Source organism: Ruegeria sp. CDSB029, assembly GCF_059611125.1.
This window is the reverse complement of record NZ_JBXWOX010000049.1, coordinates 1-5913: the sequence shown is the minus strand read 5'-3', so window position 1 is coordinate 5913 and position 5913 is coordinate 1. Positions and strand designations below refer to the sequence as shown.

Annotated in this window: 5 protein-coding genes; 2 read left to right on the top strand and 3 right to left on the bottom strand. The window is 53.9% G+C overall.

Annotation, left to right across the window (positions count from 1 at the left end):
- Window positions 1–182: 182 nt before the first annotated feature.
- Window positions 183–641, bottom strand: a complete 459-nt coding sequence (locus AC2FI8_RS24380; protein ID WP_496781232.1) for a hypothetical protein — start codon at window positions 639–641, stop codon at window positions 183–185.
- A 170-nt stretch (window positions 642–811) separates the two neighbouring features.
- Between AC2FI8_RS24380 and AC2FI8_RS24375 the strand changes: the two genes are divergently transcribed.
- The gene (locus AC2FI8_RS24375; protein WP_496781231.1) at window positions 812–2521 is read left to right on the top strand and encodes an adenylate/guanylate cyclase domain-containing protein; all 1710 of its coding nucleotides are present in this window, start codon (window positions 812–814) and stop codon (window positions 2519–2521) included.
- Window positions 2522–2877: 356 nt separating this feature from the next.
- Here the strand turns inward: AC2FI8_RS24375 and AC2FI8_RS24370 are convergent, their stop codons facing one another.
- Window positions 2878–3867 carry a methylenetetrahydrofolate reductase gene (locus tag AC2FI8_RS24370; RefSeq protein ID WP_496727384.1) on the bottom strand — a complete coding sequence of 330 codons (990 nt, stop codon included), beginning with the start codon at window positions 3865–3867 and terminating at the stop codon, window positions 2878–2880.
- A complete protein-coding gene (locus AC2FI8_RS24365) occupies window positions 3864–4445 on the bottom strand; it encodes a methylenetetrahydrofolate reductase C-terminal domain-containing protein (protein WP_496781230.1) in 582 nt (193 codons plus the stop codon). Before AC2FI8_RS24365 ends, AC2FI8_RS24370 begins: the two co-directional genes overlap by 4 nt.
- Before the next feature lie 529 nt (window positions 4446–4974).
- On the opposite strand from AC2FI8_RS24365, the gene AC2FI8_RS24360 reads away from it, so the two are divergent.
- Window positions 4975–5841, top strand: coding sequence for a DUF262 domain-containing protein (locus AC2FI8_RS24360; RefSeq protein ID WP_496781233.1), 867 nt, complete (start codon window positions 4975–4977; stop codon window positions 5839–5841).
- Window positions 5842–5913: the final 72 nt, after the last annotated feature.

The following is a 5913-nucleotide window of genomic DNA, read 5'->3' as shown; positions in this document are numbered from 1 at the left end:
CGGCTTTTGATTGGTGAGGCTGATAATATCAGGCCTCGTTTGCCCAAGGAGAGCGACCACCGCGATCACACCATGTCGTTCGACCAAATCGCAGCATCCGTCACTATGGGCTCGAAGCGGTCAGTCGGCAAGTTTTTCTGAGCGCCTGCTGCGCGGACGAAGTTGCCGTTCGACAACCCAGCTCAAAACGCTCTAGGAACTCTTTCGAAGTTTGGCAGCGCGAGCACTTGGCGGCTGTCTTCCCAGATTATTTTACCCGGAGTTCTCGTTCTTATTTCGCGAATCTCACACCCCGCAAGAGTTAGAACGGCTGCCAGTTCGCGCGCCCGTACAACAACGCTACCAGCCTCACGACGGAAAAATTTGGCATCTTCCCGAAACCAAAACAGCGACCTTCTAACGTCGGGTGTGCGAACCTTTCCCTTGAGCCGGGGATAGGTTAACCCGCCACCGCCATCTGCGCTGAACCAGTAGAATGCTTCTTCATGTGCTCTCTGAATGCTCCCTTTCTGCTTAGAAAAATCAACATGGTCGCGGGCCGCAAACATACCGAGTTCTGCGTTGATATTGGGATGAGGTCTATTGCTGACAAAACGGACAAACATACTGGAAAGGTAGTTGTGATACTTCCGTAAGATCAAGCACATCTGCACGTAGCTTTGGGTTCCCTGCTGCCATTCTCTGCCGCTAGTATCTACCAACGGTAAGAGCCCAAAGCGGTCGCGCTTTCTTGATGGAACCCCTTTGCTCTAACTACCGGGCTGACATTGCTCTTTCTACAAGCTAGCTTCCAACAAGCGGGGAGAGAAACATGGAAAAGAGGCTTGCTGCGGTGCTGGCGGCTGATGTCGCCGGATACTCGGCGTTGATGGATCAGGATAGGGACGGAACACTCAAAGCGCTCAAGGCTTTCCGTGAGGATCATCTAATACCCGCTTTAGCAGCCCATGATGGGCGACTGGTCAAAAGCATGGGCGACGGATGGATTGTTGAGTTTCGCTCCGCATCAGCCGCGACAGAATGCGCGATTGCTGTTCAGATTGCTGACCGACCACAGGAAATCCAAATCCGCATCGGCATACATACCGGGGAAGTCGTTTCGGAAGGTGATGACATATTCGGTGACGGTATCAACATAGCTGCCCGTCTCGAGGCATTAGCGGAACCGGGGCAAATATTGATTTCAGACACCGCACATAACAGCCTAGACAGGAATGCCGCCGCCTCGTTCTCTGGCGGCCAGCAGGCCGAATTGAAGAACATTGCCCGCCCCGTTGGCGTGTGGCAGTGGCCTGTCGGTTCGGCGGCTACAAGTCCAACTGTCAAATCGGAGAAACCCGGTATTGCTGTGCTGCCGTTTGACAATATGTCTGGCGACACTGAACAAGAGTTTTTCGCCGATGGGATTACCGAGGACATCATAACTGAGTTGTCTCGGTTTCGTTGGTTGATGGTCGTGGCGCGAAACTCGTCTTTTACATTCAAAGGAAAGAGCACTGACATTCGCGAAGTCGGGCAGGTGCTCGGCGTGAGATATGTGCTTGAAGGGTCTGTAAGGCGCGCGGGTCAGCGTCTGCGGATAACAGGACAGTTAATTGATGCAGAGAATGGCAGCCATATTTGGGCCGATCGTTTCGATGGGATGCTGGATGATGTTTTTGACCTTCAAGATCAGGTCACACAGGAAGTTGTCACGGCAATCGAACCGTCCGTTCGCCATGCCGAGACGGTCCGCGCTCGGGCGAAACCGACAGAAAACCTCGACGCGTATGAACTTTATCTCCAGGCTCAGTCACATTTTCACCTGCTGACCGACGAAGACAACCGTGAGGCTATTCGCCTTACACGTCTGGCGTTGGAGCGCGATCCTGATTATTCGTCGGCAGCTGGATTGCTTGCGTGGCTGCATATCCAAAGGATGGTACAGGGACTTAAGCCGATTGATGAAGGGCCTAAAGCAGCCGTAACCGCAGCAGAACGTGTGTTGTTAAGTGACCGCGCGGATGGAATCGCGTTGGCTTACGCCGCACACTCAATCTCTATGCTTGCACAAGACTTGCCGCGAGCTCGCGCAGTTTTCAAACAAGCACTAGCCGAAAATCCAAATGCTGCGACCGTTCACATGCTCGCTGGCATCAATCTGAATTTTCTCGACAGACCCGAAGAAGCCCTCGAACACGCGACACACTCGATCAATCTCAGTCCGAAAGATCCGATGCGGCACGCAGCCTATGTAGGGCAAGCCTCCGCATTTTTCCAACTTGGCCGCTATGCTGAAGCTGTAGAGGCCAATCGAAACGCCTTGGCCATTAGGGCGAAATTCGTGATTACTCATCTCATGCTCATCGCATCCTTGGCTCAAAACGGAGACCTTGAGTCAGCAAGGGCTGCGGTATCTGAACTGAAGGAACTTCGTCCGGATCTCGACATTAAAGAACAAACGAAGCTCCCCATATTCAGCGTTCCCGAATGCTCGGAGCAATGGCGGGATGGATGGCTAAAAGCAGGCCTTCCAATCTGAGAAAGCAAAGTTAAGCAGGCGACCCAATCCGGCGGCTTCGTCCGCATAGCAGACCTTGGCTCCTTATTGTTGACTTCGAATGTCCGCTCCGAGCCCAAAGCTGCCGTTCCCGGTCTATTTGACTGCTGCGTTTGCATTCGTCGGGTTTGTCGACCATTGCAGACCTTCGAGGTTTAGTTGGCGAATTCACAGGACGCAAACAAAGTGTGAATTCGCCGCGCCCGCCCCAACGGCAGCAATCCGCACATTGCGTCTGCAGCGAAAAGCAGCACGGTTAGAAGTCTGCCAATCGCTGCAAGTGGTCGGCTGTTCCGAAAGTTCAATGACGACACGCAATGGTTATTCGACCAGACAGGTTAACCTTTCTTCCGCCTGCGCCGTCCTGCCAGAACACCCGATTCAAGGATGATGCTGGAGACAAGGTGTTCGCGCCGATAGGCCATAATATGCACGCCTGAGACGCCCACAATCTCGCGCAGTTGCTGGATCAGCTCGATGCATATTTTCTTGCCCTCATCCGAAGGGTTTTGCGCCACCTCCAACCGGTCGATGATGGCATCGGGGATGTGAATGCCCGGCACGTTGCTGCGCATCCACCGCGCCGCCTTGGCCGAGGCGAGAGGGCCGACCCCGGCGATGACAAACACGCGCTTGTCCATGCCGGCATCACGCACCCGCTCCATGAATGCCTCAAAGAGGGGAATGTCAAAAATATAGTTGGTCTGGATGAAATCGGCCCCGGCCTCGACCTTTTTGGTCAGGCGGTCCGCACGCCACTCATAAGGTGGGATGCACGGGTTTTCTGCCGCCCCGAGGAACAGCTGCGGTGGGCTGGACAGTTTTCGTCCCGACAGAAACACACCTTCGTCGCGCATTGTGCGCAGGGTGCGCAGCAGGTTGAGGCTATCAAAATCGAACACCGGTTTCGCGCCGGGCTGATCGCCCACGCCCACGCCATCGCCCGTCAAGCAAAGCACGTTACTGACACCCAGCGCGGCAGCCCCCAAAACATCGCCCTGAATGGCGATGCGGTTCCGGTCGCGGCAGGAAATCTGGTAAACCGGAGAATAGCCCGCGCGGGTCAGCAGAGCGCAAATGCCGATGGAGGACATATGGCAATTGGCCCCCGATGCGTCGGTGGCATTGATCGCATCCGCGACCTCTCCCAAGGGCTGGGCCGCATCAAAAACATCCGCCGCATTGGCGCTGTCGGGCGGGTTCAATTCAGCCGTCACGGCAAAGCGGCCCGAGCGCAAAACACGCTCAAGCCGACTGTGAGAGACATGACCCTCAGGCGGCTTGGCATAGGGCAGCAGGGTGTTTTCGATGGGTGAGGTATCGCTCATGTGCCGCGCCCCGAGGTCGTGGCCTTGGGTGGCTCGTCTGCCAGAGGAGCCGAGCTTGGTTCCTGCAATCGTGCCTCTGGAAAGGCGTCAGCAAGGGCCATGCGGGCCGCATCCCGTTTTTCCCGGTTCAGTGTCGCCATTTCGCGGCTTACGCGCAACCACGAGGAAGAGCCTTGCAGACTACGATCGACAGGTGGCAAAACCTCCCTGATCTTCGCGGCCCCGTCTTTCATGTGGCTGGCCCCGTCCCAGCCCAGCGCCCAAACGCACTTCATTTCAGGCTTCACCTCGCAATACCCTCCCTGCCGCACCCCGCCACAGGGGCCATTGCGCAGCTGTTTGGGGCAGTTCATCGGACAGGACATGCCGGTTGAGGACAACACGCATTGGCCGCACATTTTGCAATCGAAAAGAAGTGTCTTCACTCCCTTCTCGAAAAGGGCAATCGGGCGCTCGACACGGTTGTAGCCAATTTTTGCGATAAGGGGGTCCAGCGCCACCATGACCTGCTCGACACGCTTGTAGATCCATTCAAATGTGCGTGCGTGGCGAGTGGCAAAAAGTCGGACACGGTACATAGATTAGTTCCTTGTGGAGGCTTGACCTTAGCACGGGTCGACGACTTTCTATACGTAATGTAGAGCTTACATATCACTGCCGCCCAATCCCACCCGACGTAAAGCACACTGACCCGGTAACTGACATTGGTTCCGAGTGCAGCATTCGTTACTAAGGGCTCGCTGCCGACTTTCTCTGCAGTGAGACTGAACAAGGATTTTGAGCCCTAAGCCGTCGTTGCAACGTCGCTGGGATGCCGCACGTGCAGCCGGCCGCTAGGGCCCCTAAGCTGACATTCGATTGGTCTCGACGAGACCGCAACCAGAGTCGATTGATTGACTGCCAACAAATTGGAAGTAGGGTGGCCAAAAGTAAGCAGGAGATCAGTTTGGCTTACCAAGACAGAGACGAACCGTTTGAGGATTTGGAACCAACCGAAGAAGGGGAGAGTTCCAATGTTACGGCTGCGGAGTTCGCTTCACTTCTGATCTCGCCGACCGACTGGACCATCGAGACGCTGTACCGACAAATAGGCAGTCAAATTAATTTATCCCCGAGTTTCAACGGCGAAATGTATGGTCCCCCAAGGCTAAAATTAGCTTTATCGAGTCTCTCTTTCTCGGAATTCCCATTCCACAGATTTTGCTTTCGGCCAGTGGTGGCAGCAGTAAGTCCTTTTTGGTATTGGACGGCAAACAAAGACTGCTGACCATAAAAGAGTTCATAGATGGGGAATTTCCTAGTGGGCAAAAGTTCCGGCTAAAAAACCTACGAGTCTTGTCTGATCTTGAGGGTCAGACTTGGGAAGAAATCGAACAAAACGACGATTGGCGATTTGAACTCCTCAACCAAACTCAAAGAACAGCGGTAATACGAGGTTGGGAAGATGACAGAATACTCTACGAGATATTTCATCGCCTGAATTCAGGCTCCGTGAAGTTGTCTCCTATGGAGCTGCGGATGTCGCTGTACCCAGGGGATTTTCTGAAGTTCATCATTCAATGGACAGACCAAGTCGGTCCCTTGCATCAACTAATTTCTAAGAAAAGTCCTGACCCACGCATGAACGATGTCGAGCTAGCTGCTCGGTTTCTGGCTTTTTCTGATCCGGATCTGGTCTACGCCGGTGATCTAAAAAAATTTCTCGATGAGTTATGCACTCGATACAACAGCTCGTTCGCCGATGACGAAAGCGAAGTTGAAGTAGTTAGCTCTCGTTTGTCTAAAATGAACGAAGCCATCGCCGCGGGTATTCAGATTTTCCCCGAAAAGAAATTTTGTCGAAAGTTCGTCGATGGTGAATATGAAAGCAGGTTCAATAGAGCGCTTTTTGATGTCCTTGTTGGAGCATTGGCAAATCAGGGGGTTCGCACGTGGGCGCTTGAAAACTCGTCGGATTTTGTTGCGGGATTCTGAGCCTCCCCCACTGAACTGGTCCACCGTTATGTTTAGGAAACGGAGGACCACGAATGGCAAACAAGAGACCGA

What these genes read in the sequence shown, in the direction of transcription:
- AC2FI8_RS24375 (WP_496781231.1), top strand. Translation starts at nt 812, where the DNA reads ATGGAAAAGAGGCTTGCTGCGGTGCTGGCGGCTGATGTCGCCGGATAC.
- AC2FI8_RS24370 (WP_496727384.1), bottom strand. Translation starts at nt 3,867, where the DNA reads ATGAGCGATACCTCACCCATCGAAAACACCCTGCTGCCCTATGCCAAG.
- AC2FI8_RS24365 (WP_496781230.1), bottom strand. Translation starts at nt 4,445, where the DNA reads ATGTACCGTGTCCGACTTTTTGCCACTCGCCACGCACGCACATTTGAA.